This window comes from Enhygromyxa salina (assembly GCF_000737335.2).
Classification (GTDB): domain Bacteria; phylum Myxococcota_A; class Polyangia; order Nannocystales; family Nannocystaceae; genus Plesiocystis; species Plesiocystis salina_C.
In genome coordinates this window covers 15,127-31,751 of the sequence record NZ_JMCC02000108.1, presented here as the reverse complement: position 1 = coordinate 31,751, position 16,625 = coordinate 15,127, and the positions used below count along the sequence as shown (strand labels likewise).

Sequence of the window (16,625 nt, the reverse complement as noted above, 5' to 3'; positions counted from 1 at the left end):
CCCCCCCCCCAACCCCAGCAAGCAAAGCGAAGCAAGCAAAGCGCGCCCACCCCTCCCCAAGCGAGCGAAGCGAGCGCGCGCGAACGATCAGAAGAGCCCCCTCCTAGGGGGCCACTCATACGCCCGCAAACAAACCCCCAAGCGAAGTGCGAAGCCGCCTGTGGGGGTCTATCACAGCTCCATGAGGAGCTGCTGCCCGCGCTCGCGGAGCTCGAGGCTGTCTTGGACCCACTTGACGAACAGCCGCGCGAGCTCGACGTCGAACTCGAACGCGTTCGCAAGCGACAACAAGGCGTCCATCTCGCCGTCGACCAGCACGTTGTCCGCCATCGCGGCGCACACGGCCTGGTAGTACAAGAAGATCCGCGCCTCGCGATGTTTGACGCCCTTGGCCACCTCGACGATGTCGTTGGGCTTGTCGAACTCGTGGCGGACGCGATCGCGCTCTTCGGGGAGCAGCATCATTTGCCCCATCAGCTCTTCGACAAAGTGGCGTTCGCTGTCGGCGACGTCGTCGTCCTTGGACGCCATGATCGCGACGCAGCGGGCGACAGCCACTTGTTCTTCAGGCGTGATGAGCTCGGCGATGGGGAAATCGAACATGGCTCGGCGCGCAGCGTACCCCAGGACCGGGCGTGCTGGAAAGCGTTCACTCCGCCGGCACTAAAATTGCGCGATCACCGGGTTCCACGGCGACGAGGTGGAGCGCCAATGCTCAGAAAACCCAGCCGAGGCCCGCACCAGCGTCGTAGATGACCGATCCGCCCCCGCCTCCGTCACCCTGGGGGACGACCGAGTAGGACAAGGTTGCGTCGATCAGCAAGAACAGGTGGGCGGTGAGTGTGACAGCGATCCCGGGGCCGATCCCAACCACGGCCCCCGGATCCCACCGGGCCCCGGCGATCTCGCGTGGCTCGGCCTGGTCCGGGATGGCCTCGAGCTGCGCTTCGTGGTGCTGCATGACCAGTCCGGCCGAAAGTCGCACCCACCCCCACAGTCCCCCGCGAGCGCCGCCGATCCGCAGCTCGGGGACCGCGCGGATGTGGGCGCGGTCGACCTGGGCGCAAAACGGCGAGCAGTCACCGGACTGGGCGAACAAGAAGCCGAGGTCGGGCAGGTGATCGAACTGCAGGCCCAGCGCGACGCGGAACTCGCTGCCAAAGCCCCACAGGTAGCCCGCGCCCACGCCCCAGCGGCCGTGCTGGCGCAGGTACTCGCCCGAGCTGATCGCGTAGCCGCCCAGACCAAAGATGTACGGCCCGCGAAAGTCCTGGCGCTGGCGCGCGCTCGGGGGGCGCGGCTCGGGTGGGTCGGGCTCGAGCTCTGGCTCTGGCTCTGGCTCGGGTGGTGGCTCGGGCGCGGGCGGTGGCGTGGGCGCGGGCAGGCGTGACCACTCGCAGGCCAGGAAGGTCGCGTCGAAGCTGGGCTCGCAGTGGCGCGGATAGTGGAAGCGCAGCTCGACCCGGCGGTTGCGTGACTTGGCCTGCTCGTCCGAGCCCGCGTCGCTGGCGTCCCACTCGCCGCGGGCCTCGACGCGCACACGGGCCGCGAGCGCGGGGGCGGTCGCGACGAGTCGGTCGCGCACGCGCTCGGCCCGGCGCAACGACAGCGCGCGGTTGTACTCGTCGGTGTTGTCCTCGTCGGCGTGACCAACGACGAGCAAGTGCAGATCTGGATCCGCGAGCAGCGACGCGGCGGCTCGATCGACCTCGGCCTGGGCTTGGGCGCCGCGCAGCTCGTCGTCGTCGACGGCGAACTGGACCGGCTCGGCTCGCGGGACGCTGATGCACGCGGCGCTGGCCAGAGCGAGCAGCGTCGCGGCGCTGCGTGATCGCGTGCGAGGTCGAGTCATGCGCAGGGAGGGCGGGCCCGATCGTACATCACAACCCGCGCCGATCTGGGTCCTCACCGTTGACCTCGCCGCAGAGGCTCTCGAGCTGACTTTGGAGGCGTGCGGCCGCATCGTCGCGGGTGATGAAGCGCAGTCGGGTGCCGTTGTCGATCTCTTCAAACCACAGCCGGCCGCGCTCGAGCACCCGGACCAGCGCGCTCGCATCTTCGAGCTCGATCGGCGAGCAGGGCCGGTAGCGCTGGCCAGTCGGAACTGGCGCGCGCAGGTCCAGCTGCGCGAGCACGCGGGCGAAGCTGCCGGCCGGGACACACACGCCGGCGACGCGATCCCAGTCACCCAGCAAAGTCTGCAACGCGGTCACGCACGCCTCGGCGTCGAGGATCGAGAACCAGCCGTTCACGCCAGCTTCGAGGTCCAACACCTGCGCCGTGAACCGCCGATCGACGTCGTCGAAGACGCCGTTGGTTGGCGGCGGGCCGCTGTAGAACAACACCCAGCTCTCACCCGGCTCGAGCAGTCGCTCGAGCAGCGTCGCGACGCAGCGTCGGTAGCGCGCGAGCTCGTTCGGTGCGAGGGCGTCCGCGATCGAGCAATACCGACGCAGCGTGCGGCTGCCGTCGTCGTCCGGCGAGATCATCGAATAGTCCGTGACGTGCTGCTCGTCGTCGAGCACGGGCCCGTCGACGAGGCGCAGCTCGATCGCCCGGAGCGGCGCAGGCAGATCGAGCTGCGGTTGCCACTTTGTGTAGCAGGGACTGGTCGCCTGCATCCGCTGAAAGTAGACAGCGTTGTGCGACATCGCGGGGAGACTACCGAGCCCAGACCCGCGGCGACAGGTCGGGCCGTCCGGATAGCTCCTGCAGTGTTCGCTCGTGGGCCGATCCCTTCATATGGACTAGAGTTTCGCGGATGCGGGTGGCGATCACGGGAGCGACGGGACTCATCGGCGCGGCACTGGGCGCAGCCTTGCGCGAGCGGGGTGATGAGGCCGTGGGTGTCTCGCGCTCGCCGGGACCTGCGATGATCGGCTGGGATCCGAAGCAAGGGTTTACGGACGCCGACGCGCTGTCGGGATTTGACGCGGTGGTCAACCTCGCGGGCGAGAGCATCGCCGGTCGGTGGACGGCAGCGAAGAAGCGCCGGATCTTGCAAAGTCGCATTGACGCGACCTCGGCGGTCGTCCGCGCGATCGGATCGGCGCGCGAGCGGCCGCGCGTGCTGATCAACGCTTCGGCGGTCGGGCTCTACGGTGACCGGGGCGCCGAGCTCCTCAATGAGCGCAGCGAGCCCGGCCGCGCCAGCGAGTTCTTGGTTGGCGTGACGCAGGCGTGGGAGGACGCGGCCCGAGCGGTGGAGCAACTCCCCGGGGCCGAGGTTCGGCTGGGTCTGGCTCGGTTTGGCGTGGTGTTGGACGCCAACGGCGGCGCGCTGGGGAAGATGTTGGGGCCGTTCCGCATGGGCGTTGGCGGCAAGATCGGGTCTGGTGCGCAGTGGATGGCGTGGGTCCACGTGCGTGACGTGGTCGCTGCGCTCTTGTTCCTGATCGACCGCAACGACTGCAGCGGGGCGTACAACGTGGTCGCGCCCCATCCAGTCGACAACGCCGCGTTCACTGCGGCGCTCGGGCGGGTGCTCGATCGGCCAACGTTCATGCGCGTGCCCAAGCTCGGCGTGAAGATGATGTTCGGGGAGATGGGGCAGGCGCTGCTGCTCGACAGCCAACGGGCGCTGCCCCACCGTCTGCTCGCCGCAGGGTTCGAGTTCGAGTTCGCGGAGCTCGAGCTGGCGTTGACGGATCTGCTGGGTTGATCGATCGGCGACCGCCGCTCCGTTGCTCCGTTGTCGCGACCACCCAGTCGCGGTGCAGGTGCCTTCACCGTCCATCAAGCGGCCGAGGGCGGACGACGGACATCGCGCGAGCCAAGATCAGTTTTTGCGGGGCGCGGAAATTGGCACTGAGACAGGCTCGGCCACGATCGGGCGCCACGGCTCGGTCCAGGCCTGATCACACTGGGTGATCTTGGCTATGCTCGCGCGATGCGCTTCCGTTGGCACTTGTTGATCCTGCCCCTCGTGTCCGCTCCGCTCGCCGTCGGGTGCGGGGACGACTCGATCGTGGACGGCTCATCTGGCGCCACGGACTCCGGTACGGGGATCACGACCGAGACGGGTGACACTGGGGGCAACAGCAACAGCGGTGAGGGGAACGGCGACGGCGACGGCGACCCCGGCGATGGCGACGGTGACGGTGACGGTGACGGTGACGGTGACGGCGATGGCGATGGCGATGGCGACGGCGATGGGGATGGCGATGGCGATGGCGATGGGGACGGCGACGGGGACGGGGACGGGGACGGGGACGGGGATGGTGATGGCGACGGCGACGGAGACATCCTCAGCTGCCCGCTCGTCAACGAGTGTGTGCTCGACTGCATGGGTGACATGCAGTGCCAGGAGCAATGCGTATCCCAAGCCACAGTCGACGCAGCCCAGGAGTCCGAGGTGATGGTCGCGTGCATCGTCGACCACGGCTGCCAAGACCAGAACTGCATCGATCAGAGCTGCCCCTTCGAGGCCTTCGCGTGCTACACGGGCGACGACACCTGTCTGGATCTGAACGCCTGCATCGGGCAGTGCGGGGGCGACGAGGCGTGTGACGCCGCGTGCCACTACGAGGCTTCCCCTCTGGCGCTGAACCAGATCGACGCGCTCGAGTCCTGCGCGCTAGACAACGCCTGCAACGACGACGCCTGCTTGCTCGAGTTCTGCGGCCGTGAGTACATCAGCTGCTTTGGCGGCCAGAGCGACGGCATGGCCTGCGTGCCGCAAGCGACCTGCATCATCGAGTGCCAGTACGATCCGCTGTGTGCCCTGGAGTGCGCGCCGCCGCTCAGCCCCGAGGCGCAAGCCGAGACGGACGCGCTGATCGCCTGCGCCGAGATCGCGATGTGCGACACCTTCGACTGCACCGAAGAGCTGTGCTCCAACCAGTGGGGCGCGTGCGTGTCGGGCTTGCGGTCCTGCGCCGACATCTATGCCTGCGTGGCCGACTGTCAGGGCGCCGGGCTGTGCGAGACCAACTGCAGGCACGAGGGCGACTTCCTCGACCAGTACTTCTTGTACTTGCTCGAGGTCTGCGTCGATCAGTACGACTGCCAGGATCAGGACTGCATCGACCAGAACTGCGCGCCCCAGGCGACAGACTGCGGCGTTTAGATCGGTTCAGGCCGCGCGCGGACGGCCGACTGGCGATGTGGGGCCGCGGCTCACTCGGCGTGGCCGTGCTCGACGACCAGGGTTGGCGAGCTTGGGGCGCTGCGCTTTTGCGCCTGCCGAGCCGCCTCGAGGATGCCCTCGTCGATGCTGCCGTCGGCCGAGAACGCCTCGAGCTGCTTGCTGACCAACGCGAGGTAGCGCTGCTTCTCGTGGAACGGCAAGAACCCGCTCTTGAACCCGTTGAGGATGATCTGGCGAATGTCCGAGAAGCTCAGCCCGATCTGCGTGTGGGCCAGCCACATCTCTTTGGACATGGTCGTGTCGGTGATCAGCCGGTTGTCCGTATTGATCGTCACGCGCGCGCCAAGGTTCTTGTAGAGCCGCAGCGGGTGGGTCTGCAGCGACGCGATCGCCCCGGTCTGGACGTTTGACGAAGGGCAGCACTCGAGCGGGATCCGGTGGTCGACCACGTAGTGCAGCAGATCCCCGTCTTCGCGCAGGCGGCAGCCGTGACCGATCCGGTGGGCGCCGCAGTCGTGCAAGGCCTGCGCGATTGAAGGGGGCCCATAGGCTTCACCCGCGTGGATCGTGACGTTGATGTTGTTGCGCCGGACCAGCGAGAAGGCCTCGTGGTGATCCTTGGCGGGGTAGTCGTACTCGGCCCCCGCGAGATCGAAGCCGACCACGCCGCGGCCCTTGTACGCGACCACCAGCTCGGCCATCTCCAGGCTGCTCTCGGGCGAGATGTTGCGGATCCCACACAAGATCAGCTTGCTCTCGATCCCGTGGTCGGTCTCGGCTGCGTGCAGGCCCCGGAGCACGGTCTCGACCACCTCGGTCAAGCGCAGGCCCTCGCGCACGTGGAGCATGGGCGAGTAGCGGACCTCCATGTAGCGGACGTTCTCGGCGGCCGCGTCCTCGGCCAGCTCGTAGGCCACTCGGTACAGGGCGTCGTCGGTCTGCAGCACCCGCAGGGTGATGTCGAAGGCCTCGAGGTACTTGACCAGGCTGCCGGTGTTCTCACCGGCGTGCATGGCCGCGCGTAGCCCCGAGACGTCGCGGGCGGGCAGCTCTACGCCTTGCTCGTCAGCGAGCTCGAGGATGGTCTCGGCACGCAGCGAGCCGTCGAGGTGGACGTGGAGGTCCGTCTTGGGCAGGCGCTGAAAAAATGACAGAGGAAGCTCGTTCACCTGCGCCCCAAGATACCCCTTTTTAGGCCGGCGAACAGCCTGGGCAGCTCAGACCCGAACCCGGGCGCTGAACCGCCCCTCGCGGGCGCGGTGGCGATCCAACAGCCGCACGAGAGACTCGAGGTAGTCGTCGACCTGCTCGGGCGAGCGGCCCACGTAGCGAGCTGGATCCAAGCTGGCGTCGTCGACGTGGGCGCCGAGCTGCGGATCAGCCTGCATGCGGGCGATCAGATCATTGCCCCGCCCAGCCTTGAGCTCGCCTGCCGCCTCGAGGCTGAGCACGCGGATCCGCTCATGCAGCGCCTGGCGGTCCCCGCCGGCTTCCACGGCGCGCATCATGACGTTCTCGGTCGCCATGAACGGCAGCTCGTCGGCCATGTTCTTGCGCAGCATCGCGGGGTTGACCTCCAAGCCCGCGGTGACGTCAACGACCAGGTTCAAGATCGCGTCGGTCGCCAAGAACGCCTCGGTCAGGACCAGGCGACGGTTGGCGCTGTCGTCCAAGGTTCGCTCGAGCCATTGGTTGGCGTGGGTCTCTCGCGGGCTGGTGGCCAGCGAGTGGACGAAGCGGGCGAGCGAACAGATTCGCTCGCTGCGCATCGGGTTGCGCTTGTAGGCCATCGCCGACGAGCCGATCTGCTTGCTGCCAAGCGGCTCTTCGACTTCGCGCTCGTGGGCGAGCAGGCGCAGGTCGGTCGCGAATTTTGCGGCAGACCCAGCGATGTCGGCCAGCGCCGAGACCACCCAGGTGTCGAGCTTGCGGGTGTAGGTCTGGCCGGAGACCGGGATCGAGCCCGCGAAGCCCATCGCGGCGCAGACCTGCTCATCGAGGGCGCGGACCTTGGCGTGGGGATCTTTGGCGCCCGCGAACAGCTGCAAGAACGAAGCTTGGGTGCCCGTGGTGCCCTTGACCCCGCGCAGTGGCAGCCGCGCAACCAGCTGCTCGAGGGTCTCGAGATCAAGCTCGAAGTCCTGCGCCCACAGGCACGCCCGCTTGCCCACGGTCGTCAGCTGCGCCGGCTGAAAGTGGGTGTAGGCCTGGATCGGCTCGGCCCGCCAGCGCTTGGCGAACGCGGCCAGCTGGGTCAGCGAGGTGTAGAGCCGGTCCATGATCAGCTCGAGCCCGGCGCGGATCATCACGAGCTCGGCGTTGTCGGTCACGAAGCAGCTGGTCGCGCCGAGGTGGATGATCTTGCCAGCGTCGGCCCCGGCGACCTCGCCGTAGTGGTGAACGTGAGCCATGACGTCGTGGCGCAGCTCGGCCTCGAGCGCGGCGACCCGATCAAAATCGATCTGCTCGCGGCTGCGCTCGAGCGCGGTGATCTGCGCTTGCGTGATCGCCAGCCCGAGCCCGGCCTCGGCCTTGGCCAGGGCGATCCACAGATCGCGCCACAGCAGCGCGCGGCGCCGATCCGAGAAATTGGCGAGCATCGCCTTGGTCGCGTAGCGGCTCGCTAGCGGGCTGCGATAGTCGGGCGCCTGACTTGGCTCGCGGGTTGGGGCGCTCGTTGGGGCGGTCATCGCCGCGAGGATATCGCCCGGCTCGTTTGTCACAAGCGTCCTGGTATGCTCGCCGATGCGCCCGGCACATGCGGATCCATAAATTACTAGACGAGCTAGCGTGCTACCTGCGGCCGCCAGGGCAGGGGATTCACACCGTCTCGACCGGCAAGGCGCAGCTCGAGGCAAACACCCGCGCGTACCTGGGCCCGAGCTGGGATCCCGATCGAGCGTGGCGCGAGCAGCTCGGCGCCGTCGTCGACGCCAAGGTCGCGATGCTGGCGATCCCCAGCGACACCGGGGCGGGGATCGTGCGCGGCGCGGCGCGGGGACCCGAGGCGATCCGTGCGACCCTGGGGCGCGCGCCCGTGCTCGATCTCGGCGACGTGTTCTCGATCCCGCAGCTGCTCGACGAGGGCATGCTCTCGGTCGCCCAGCGCGAGCGCTCGCAAGACGCGTTGTGGCCCGCGCTGCCGCTGGCGCAGCGCCGCGCGATGCCGGTCTCGCCGCTGGGGATGGCCGAGCGGGCGCGGCGGTTGCTCGCGCAGCTCGCCCCGCAGCTGCGGGTGTTCATGCTTGGGGGCGATCACACGGTGACGTGGCCCGTGCTGGCGCCGCTGTTGGAGGGTGATACGAGCGACCTGGGCATCGTGCACTTCGACGCGCACACCGACTTGCTGCCGGAGCGGCTTGGCGTGACCTACTGCTTTGCGACCTGGGCCTACCACGCCAACGTCGCGCTCGGCGGGGGGCAGCGCCTGATCCAGATTGGCATCCGCGCCAGCGGTCACCCGCGGGCGCACTGGGAGGCAACCCAAGACGTGCGCCAGATCTGGGCCGACGAGGCCCGCGCGCTCGAGCCCGCGGCTCTCGCTGCGCAGGTCGTCGAGCACCTGCGCGCGCGGGGGGTCCGTCGGATCTATCTGAGCAACGACATCGACGGGACCGACGCTCGCTTCGCGGCTGCGTGTGGCACGCCAGAGCCAGACGGTCTGCTGCCCGCGCAGGTCGAGGCGGTGATCGAGGCGGTCGGGGCATCGTTCGACGTGATCGGCGCAGACCTGGTCGAGGTCGCCCCGGGGCTCTCGCTGGATCACGAGCTGGCGGGGGAAACCCTCAAAACGTCGTTCGGATACACCCTCGCGACCCTTCGCGCGATGGGGGCAAACCCCCAGGAATAGTCATGACCGACCCAAGTTCGCCACCGCCAATGGAAGCTGCCGCACGGCGCGAGTTCGAACAGACCGCCCTCCCGCTCATCAACAACCTCTACGGCGCCGCGATGCGCCTGACCCGTGACCCGGCCGAGGCCGAGGACCTCGTGCAAGACGCGATGGTCCGGGCCTTTCGTTTTTGGAGCTCGTTCCAGCAGGGCACGAACATCAAGGCGTGGATGTTCACGATCCTGCGCAACACCTTCATCAACGGCTATCACCGCCGCGGTCGCAAGCGCAGCTTCCAAAATGACGTCAGCGCCCAGGTGCGCTCGCTTGGGCCGGCCGTCGCGGTTGGCAACTCGACGAGCCCGCCCGGACCCGAAGAGGCCATGGCCTCGCGGATCACCCACGCGAGAATTCGGGAGGCTCTCGAGTCTCTCCCCATTGACTACCGCACGGCCGTGACCCTCGCCGACCTCGAGGGGCTCTCGTACAAAGAGATCGCCGATGTCATGGAGTGCCCGATCGGCACGGTCATGAGCCGGATCTATCGGGGCCGGAAGATCCTCCACAAGCTGCTCTACGACCACGCCCTCGAGATCGGGATGGTCGACGAAGATGACCCACCGGCGGGCGAGCGCGAGTCGACCCGTCGCAAGCCGCCCAAGTCGGCCGCCCAAGCGAAGCGAGCGAAGCGAGCCGAGCGAGCCGAGACCACCGAGAAGCTGTCAAAAAACCCCGACGCCGTGGATCTCGCGGCGTACCGGGACGCGAGGAAGAACGCATGACTTTGGATTCACTCGAGCCGGATCACGCAGAGACCGTGGCGCTGCTGCAGCCCTTCGTGGACGGCGAGCTGTCCGACGACGAGCGGGAGCTCGTCGCCGCTCAGATCGCCCGCAACCCCGAATTTCAGGCGATCGTGCGCGAGCAACAGGAGGTTCGCGCGGCGCTTCGGGAGCTCGAGCGGGAGCTCGCGCCAGACGGTCTGCGCGCGCGGATCCTCGCCGATCTCGACGCCGTGCAGGCGGAGCAGCGCGCGGCCGAACACAGCGGCTGGCTCGCGCCGGTCGCCGGTCGCATCAAGGCGTTTGGGCGCGGCGCGTTGCTGATGGTCCCGGCCGTGGCCGCAGCGGGGCTGCTGTTCGTGATCGCCAGCAATGCCGACTGGGTCGGCAACGAGGGGTTGAGCGGCGCGCACATCGACGGCGGCCTGGCCACGTCGATGCCAGCACGAAGCAAGTCGTCCCCCGAGCAGGCGTCGGCCAAGCTCGCGCCAACCCAGCCGCCCGCACCCGAGGTCGCTCCCGAACCCCCGCCCGATCCCAGCCTGCCAAGCGGCGAGCGGCTCGCCGAGAACCAGGGCTTCGCCGTTCAAGTCGCCCCGCCCCGCTCGCTGCCCAAGAACGTCGCGCTCGTCAGCGACTCGAAGACGGCGCCCGCTTCGTCGGCCATGGTCCGCTACCGCGATGGCGCGGGCGCCCTGATGGTCGATCGTCAGCGTCGCGCGGGTGTGGCCGCCGAGCTGCACGGGCGTCAGCTCGCCGTGCTCGGTCACGACTACTACCTCTCGCGTGACGAGCAGGGCCGGGCCCAGGTCGAGTTTCGGCTGGGTGCGGTCCACCACAGCTTGGTGCTCGAGGGCGCCGAGGCGCGGATCGACGGGGCGATCAGCGTCGACGAGCCGGACTTTCGCAGCTTGCTGCTGCTCGCCAACGCGCTGCGGCAAGCACACGCCAGCCCCTAGAGCGCCAATCAGTTTGAATTCACGACGCCAGGCACATCTGGGGCCGCTCCTGCCGTTGTCGGTCGGCACTCGCAGTATGCCGGATACAGCTTCGGCCTCCCTCCTAGGCAGGAACGGCCCCAGACGCACCTGACGACGCGACTCCAAACTGATCGGCGCTCTAGACGCCCGTGGTGGAACCCCTCGCGCCGCCTCGCGCCGGAATTTTCGCCGAGGGCAGTGTCGCCGAAACTTGCAGTACGCCCGGTACAGCTGCCATGGACGATAGGTTGGCGCCTCGCCCTCGTTCCGGCGCGAGGCGACATGATGGGTTCCACCACGGGCCCCTAGACCGATTCTTCAGCGCGCCACGCCTAACACGAACGCCAGCGGGCCGGCGATATATCGTGCGAAGGCCCGCCACTTCGCCGCTCGCATCATAATTTCGACAGCGCATCACGGGGCTGGTGAAGCGCATCTAGAGCAGATAATCTCGCCTGCCGTGTTCGCAGCGCTGATCATCGACGCCGACGCCGACGCCCGTTCCGTAATCGAGAGCTCGCTAACCCCCTACGGGCTAGAGTTCTCGATTTCACATGACCCAGGCGAGGCGATGACGCTCGCGCGGACCGGGACGCCCGACATCATCTTCTTGCGAGTCGAGCTGCCGGGCGCGTCCGGTTTTTCGGTCTGCAACAAGCTGCGGCGCAACGACGATACCAAGTACATTCCGCTGATCATGTACGCGTCGGACGTGGCCGACGACGTGTTCGCGCAGCACGGCAAGCTCAAGACCCGCGCCGACGAGTACATGCGCCTGCCGGTCAACCCAGAGGGGCTGCTCGACATGGTGCGCACGCTGCTTCCGCTGCCTGGCCAGCCGATCGCAGCGGCGGCGCCCTCGCCCGAGGCCCAGGCAGTCGCCCAGGCAGCGGCGGACCAGGCCGCGCACGCCGACGACGACATCGAAGACGTCGATCTCGACGCTGGCGACGACGCTGACTTTGGCGACATTGACTTCGACGAGTCCGAGCCGCCGCCCGCGGAGGAGCCAGCGGTCGAAGCGGCCGCGCCCGTCATTGACCTGGGCGAAGAAACCGACGCGGCCTTCGACGCGCTGACCTTCGACGACGACGACGACGACGACTTCGAGATCGCCGCCGAAGAGGCGATCCAGCCCGGCGACTTCGCGCCCGAGCCCGCGCCCGAGCCCGAGCCCGAGCTGGCGCTCGAGCCCGAGCCCGAGCCCGAGCCCGAGCTGGCCCTGGATCCCGTCGACGACTTCGAGCCGGTCGACGTCGACGACGACGACGAGCCGCCGGCCGCCGCCGTCGACTCGGTCTCCGTCGAGCTCGAGCCCGCCCCAGCTCCGGTCGCGCGCGAGCGTGAGACCTCGAGCGGCAACCTCTCGGCCCGGCGCGAGGTGCTGCGGCTCAAGTCCGAGCTCAACAAGAAAGATCGTGAGCTGCTGGCCCTGCGCGACGAGCTCGAGGGCAAAGAGCGGGCGATCCTCGACGCCAAGCACCGCAACCGCGAGCTGCTGACCCAGGCCAGCGAGGCCGAGGGCAAGGCGCTGCAGCTCGAAGAGCAGATCATCTCGGCGCAAGAGCAGAGCGAGGCCGCGACCCGCAACGCCGACACCACGCGCAAGCGCGAAGAGGGCCTCAAGAGCCGCCTCGAGCTCGCGCAGACCAAGCTCAAGGAGCTCGAGGCCAAGCTCGACGACGCCGACAAGGGCAGCCGCGAGCTCGAGCAGGCCAAGTCCGAGTTTCAGGCCAAGGCCGACGCGTTCGAAGCCGCCGCCCAGCAGCTCGAGGCCGACCTCGCGTCCGCGCGCGAGGCCGCTACCGCTGCCGCGACCGAGCGCGACGCTCTGAGCACGCAGGTGGCCGAGCAGGCCCAGGCGCTCGAGGCCGCGCAGGCGCAGGTGGCCGAGCAAGCCCAGGCGCTCGAGGCCGCGCAGGCGCAGGTGGCCGAGCAAGCCCAGTCGCTCGAGGCCCAGCAAGCGCAGGGCCAAGAGGTTGGCGCCAAGCTCGAGCAGGCCCAGGCCGAGCTGGCCGAGCAGACCCAGACCGCCGCGGCGCTGGCCGAGCAGCTCGAGGCCGCACAGGCCCAGGTGGTCGAGCGCGACGAGCAGCTCGCCGAGGTCACCGCGAAGCTCGCCAGCCAGACCCAGGAGAACGCGTCGGAGCTGGAGTTCCTCGAGCAGCGCGCCGATCAAATGCGCACGGCCATGCAAGAGGCGACCGAGGCGGCGGCCGCCGAGAAGCTCGCGCTCGAGGGTCGGGTCGCCGAGCTCGAAGCCGAGCGCGACGCAGCCCAAGCCGCGGCGAGCGAGCTCGAGGCCGGGCTCGGGCAGCGGCTTGGCGAGCTCGAGGCCAAGCAGACAGACGTGGAGCAGCAACTCGCCGCTCGCAGCGACGCGGCCCGACGGGCCCAGCAGGCGCTGGCCGTGGCGCTCAGGGTCCTCGATTGAGCTGCCCGGAGTTGACATGAGCGACGTCGTCTACGGCGACACCTCGAACCTCAAGCCGAGCCAGGCGCGAGCGCTCGCGCGGCTTGGCGATCGTCGGGTGCCCGCAGATCAGATCGTGACTGGGCCGCTGGCCCGCGATCTGCTCGAGCTCTCGCACGAGCTCAACCGCCGGATCGGGCTGTTCATCGATCGCCGCGGGCGGATCAGCCGGGTGATCCTTGGCGACGCCCACAGCCTCGAGCTGCCCGAGTTCACCCGGGTCCGCGGCGCCGATGGCCGCCTGCGCGGGGTCCGGTTGGTCTCGACGCACTTGGTCGCCGACGCGCTCAACCGCGAGGAGCTCGCCGACCTCACCAAGCTGCGCCTGGATCTGCTCGCGGCCGTGCACGACAGCCCCGGCGGCGTGCAGGTCGACATCGCCAATCTGCAGCCGGCCCGCGACGGAAAGCGTGGGTTCGAGCTGCACACCTTCAGCCGGGCACCGCTCGCGCTGTTGTCCCCGGACGCAGCGAGTCGCAACCAGGATGGGCACCCCCGCCCGGATCTGCCCACGGACTTCTCGGCGTTCATCACCGAGCTCGAGGGGCTGCTGGTCGCCGCCACCGCCCGAACGATCGCGGCGGGGGTGGGCGTGCGGGCCATGGTCTTGCAGGTCCACACCGACGACATGAACCGGCAAGGCGGGATCGAGGCGCGCCAGGCCGAGCTGCGCGAGCTGTGCCGCACCGCCGGGGTCGCGCTGGTCGATCTGGTCGTCCAGCGCCGTCGCTACCCCGATCCCCGCACCTTCTTGGGCTCCGGCAAGCTCCGCGAGGTGTTGATTCACGCGCTCGAGCAAGACGTCGAGCTGCTGATCTGCGATCCCGAGCTGTCGGCCTCGCAGGCCCGGGTGATCTCCGAGCAGACGGATCTGCGGGTCATCGATCGGACCACGCTGATCCTCGACATCTTCGCCCAGCACGCGTCGAGCAGCGACGGCAAGCTGCAGGTCGAGCTCGCGCAGCTGCGCTACTGGCTGCCGCGCATGGTCGGCAAGGGCACGATGATGTCGCGGCTCGCGGGTGGGATCGGCGGCCGCGGCCCCGGTGAGACCAAGCTCGAGCTCGATCGTCGTCGCGCGCAAAACCGCATCCACGATCTCGACAAGCGCCTCGATCACCTTCGCAAGCAACGCCAGCAGCGACGTGCTCGTCGCCAGCGCAGCGAGGTCCCCGTGGTTGCGATCGTTGGCTACACCAACGCCGGCAAGAGCACGCTGCTCAACACCGTGACCGAGTCCACGGTCCGCGCCGAGAACAAATTGTTTGCGACCTTGGATCCCACGGTTCGGCGGGTCCGGTTCCCCGAGGAGCGCGAGGTCGTGATGCTGGACACCGTTGGCTTCATCCGCGATCTGCCGCCCGCGTTGATGCAAGCGTTCTCGGCCACGCTCGAAGAGGTCGCGGAGGCCGACTTGCTGCTGCACGTGGTGGATGCCACGGACCCCGACAACACCCAGCAGATCCGCACGGTCGAGCGGATCCTCGACGAGCTCGGCGCGGCCGATGTCGATCGCTTCATGGTGTTCAACAAGTGCGATCTGCTGCCCGACGGGCAGCTGGTCCCCGAGTCGGAGCTCGCGACCGGGAGCTACCAGGTCAGCGCGCTCGATCGGCGCAGCACCCGTCGGCTGATGGAGGCGATCGAGAGCCACCTGTGGGCGCGCGGCAAAGTCGAGGCGCCAGGCAGCCACCGCGACGGCCCGTGGATCGAGGCGAGCTCGGACGCGGACGACGAAGACGACGAAGACGACGAAGACGTCAGCGACGACGAAGACGACGCGGACGACGAAGACGACGACGGCGACGTCAGCGAAGACGACGACGGCGACGTCAGCGAAGACGACGAAGACGACAGCGGCGACGTCAGCGACCCTTCAGGCGCGTGAGCGTGGCGGCCGCCAGCGCCGAGATCACCCCCGCATCGTCGCCGAGCGCCCCCGGAACCAGATCAATGTCGATCGCGGGAAACCGAGCCCGCGCAGCGTCGACGGCGGCCGGGATGTCCTGTTTCACGTGTCGCCCACCCGGAGACAGCAGCGCAGCCACGACGACGACGCGGGCGTGCCCCGCCGCAGCGAACGAGGCGACGACATCTTCAATGCTTGGCGCGTGGGCCAGGTAGGCCAAGCCCACGCGCTCACCAAGCTGCCCTCGCAGCTGCGCCAACAGCTGCTCGAGCGGCCGTCGCCAGTCGGGATCTGGCGACCCGTGGGCCACGAGCAGCAAGGCAGGGTCACGCGCGGTCCTAGGCGACACTACGCAAGTCTACGCCGAGCACCGCCTCGTGGCTGCGGATGTCGTTGATCAGCTCGGCCGAGGGCTCGTTCTCGAGGACGATCGTCGCGGACGCCGCCCCGTCGGCGCCCTTGAACACCACGTTGCTCATCTCTTGCACGTTGAGCTGGTGGCGGCGCAGGGCCTCGAGGATCTTCGCGAGCACGCCCACGCGATCCTGATGGCGGATCACCAGCGCGTAGTGACCGGTGTGTCCGGTGTCGAGGTTGACGACGTTGGGCACCGAGCCGCGCTCGGCGAACTCCCGCACGATGCGGACGGTCTCTTCGGCGATCGCCTCTTCGGCCTGCTCGGTCGAGGCGCCGATGTGGGGGGTCCCGTAGATGCCGTCGAGCTTGGCGAGCGGGTTGTCGAATGGGGCCACGCCCGCGCTTGGCTCGTCTTCGTAGACGTCGAGCCCGGCGCGGATCCGGCCGCTGCTGACGGCCTCGGCCAGGGCCCGATCGTCGACCACGCCCCCGCGCGAGGTGTGGATCAGCAGGGCGCCGTCGGGCAGCAGCGCGAGCTCGCGGGCGCCGATCATGTGGCGGGTGCTCTCGCGAAACGGCACGTGGATGCTGACCACGTCGCTGGTCTCGAGCAGCTCGGCGAGGGACTGCGCCACGTGGACCTTGTGCTGCTCGGCGTGTCCGCGATCGATCGAGGGAGAAAAGGCAGTGACGCGCATCCCAAACGCCCGGGCCCGCTTGGCCAGCTCCCGCGAGATCGCGCCGTAGCCGATCAGCCCAAGCCGACGTCCAAACAACCCCTTGGCCTTGCCGTAGGCCTTCTTGTTCCAGGTCCCGGCGCGGAGCTCGGCGTTGGCTTCACACAGCCGGCGATCGAGGGCCAGGATCAAGCCGAACGCCAGCTCGACGACCGCGATCGCGTTCTTGCCTGGACAGTTGGCGACGAACACACCGCGGCGGCTGGCGCTCTCGAGATCGATCGTGTTGACCCCGGCGCCAGCGCGGATCACAAGCGCGAGCTCGGTCCCCGCTGCAAACGTGGCTTCGGTGACCTCGGTCGAGCGAACGACGAGCACGTCCGGGCGCTGCTGCGTGACGACGGCGGGGAGATCACCGGCGCCGAGGCCAGGCTCGAACACGACCTCGTGGCCGAGCGCGCGCAGGGTCTCTTGTCCAGACGAGGAGAACTTATCGGCGATCAGGATGCGCATACCGAACTGGTAC

General features: G+C 68.7%; 14 protein-coding genes. 7 read left to right on the top strand and 7 right to left on the bottom strand.

All coding sequences use genetic code 11. The features are described 5' to 3' along the window. Positions 1–171: 171 nt before the first annotated feature. The 3 genes from DB30_RS32715 to DB30_RS32705 form a co-directional block, all read right to left on the bottom strand. Positions 172–603, bottom strand: a complete 432-nt coding sequence (locus DB30_RS32715) for a tellurite resistance TerB family protein (protein ID WP_052556482.1) — start codon at positions 601–603, stop codon at positions 172–174. Between the two features lie 112 nt (positions 604–715). Then, positions 716–1,852 (bottom strand): OmpA family protein, encoded by a 1,137-nt coding sequence (locus tag DB30_RS32710; protein ID WP_052556480.1) that lies wholly within the window; start codon positions 1,850–1,852, stop codon positions 716–718. Positions 1,853–1,880: 28 nt separating this feature from the next. Further along, positions 1,881–2,651, bottom strand: coding sequence for a hypothetical protein (locus tag DB30_RS32705; RefSeq protein ID WP_052556479.1), 771 nt, complete (start codon positions 2,649–2,651; stop codon positions 1,881–1,883). 110 nt (positions 2,652–2,761) lie between these two features. Between DB30_RS32705 and DB30_RS32700 the strand changes: the two genes are divergently transcribed. Both DB30_RS32700 and DB30_RS41850 read left to right on the top strand, forming a co-directional pair. After that, positions 2,762–3,661: a TIGR01777 family oxidoreductase gene (locus DB30_RS32700; RefSeq protein ID WP_052556477.1), complete on the top strand. Its 900-nt coding sequence runs from the start codon at positions 2,762–2,764 to the stop codon at positions 3,659–3,661. A gap of 228 nt (positions 3,662–3,889) precedes the next feature. Continuing rightward, a complete protein-coding gene (locus DB30_RS41850; protein ID WP_052556475.1) occupies positions 3,890–5,068 on the top strand; it encodes a hypothetical protein in 1,179 nt (392 codons plus the stop codon). 50 nt (positions 5,069–5,118) lie between these two features. Here the strand turns inward: DB30_RS41850 and add are convergent, their stop codons facing one another. Together add and purB are read right to left on the bottom strand one after the other, a co-directional pair. After that, a complete protein-coding gene (gene add / locus DB30_RS32690) occupies positions 5,119–6,258 on the bottom strand; it encodes an adenosine deaminase (protein ID WP_052556472.1) in 1,140 nt (379 codons plus the stop codon). 48 nt (positions 6,259–6,306) lie between these two features. Beyond that, positions 6,307–7,779: an adenylosuccinate lyase gene (purB, locus tag DB30_RS32685; protein WP_052556485.1), complete on the bottom strand. Its 1,473-nt coding sequence runs from the start codon at positions 7,777–7,779 to the stop codon at positions 6,307–6,309. 68 nt (positions 7,780–7,847) lie between these two features. Between purB and DB30_RS32680 the strand changes: the two genes are divergently transcribed. The 5 genes from DB30_RS32680 to hflX all read left to right on the top strand — a co-directional run bounded on the left by DB30_RS32680 (position 7,848) and on the right by hflX (position 15,044). Beyond that, positions 7,848–8,939, top strand: coding sequence for an arginase family protein (locus DB30_RS32680; protein ID WP_052556470.1), 1,092 nt, complete (start codon positions 7,848–7,850; stop codon positions 8,937–8,939). Positions 8,940–8,968: 29 nt separating this feature from the next. Beyond that, positions 8,969–9,703 (top strand): sigma-70 family RNA polymerase sigma factor, encoded by a 735-nt coding sequence (locus DB30_RS32675; protein ID WP_165704059.1) that lies wholly within the window; start codon positions 8,969–8,971, stop codon positions 9,701–9,703. Continuing rightward, complete coding sequence (locus DB30_RS32670; RefSeq protein WP_146661658.1) at positions 9,700–10,662, top strand: anti-sigma factor family protein; 963 nt, start codon at positions 9,700–9,702, stop codon at positions 10,660–10,662. The genes DB30_RS32675 and DB30_RS32670 overlap by 4 nt, the downstream gene beginning before the upstream one ends. A 481-nt stretch (positions 10,663–11,143) precedes the next feature. Continuing rightward, positions 11,144–13,117, top strand: coding sequence for a response regulator (locus DB30_RS32665; RefSeq protein ID WP_052556465.1), 1,974 nt, complete (start codon positions 11,144–11,146; stop codon positions 13,115–13,117). A gap of 16 nt (positions 13,118–13,133) precedes the next feature. Continuing rightward, on the top strand, positions 13,134–15,044 hold the full coding sequence (gene hflX / locus DB30_RS41845; protein ID WP_052556463.1) for a GTPase HflX: 1,911 nt from the start codon (positions 13,134–13,136) through the stop codon (positions 15,042–15,044). On the opposite strand, the gene DB30_RS32655 is transcribed toward hflX, so the two are convergent. Beyond that, positions 15,022–15,414 (bottom strand): sirohydrochlorin chelatase, encoded by a 393-nt coding sequence (locus tag DB30_RS32655; protein ID WP_146661657.1) that lies wholly within the window; start codon positions 15,412–15,414, stop codon positions 15,022–15,024. The genes hflX and DB30_RS32655 overlap by 23 nt on opposite strands. Further along, positions 15,404–16,612, bottom strand: a complete 1,209-nt coding sequence (locus tag DB30_RS32650; protein WP_052556458.1) for a phosphoglycerate dehydrogenase — start codon at positions 16,610–16,612, stop codon at positions 15,404–15,406. The genes DB30_RS32655 and DB30_RS32650 overlap by 11 nt, the downstream gene beginning before the upstream one ends. Positions 16,613–16,625 lie beyond the last annotated feature (13 nt).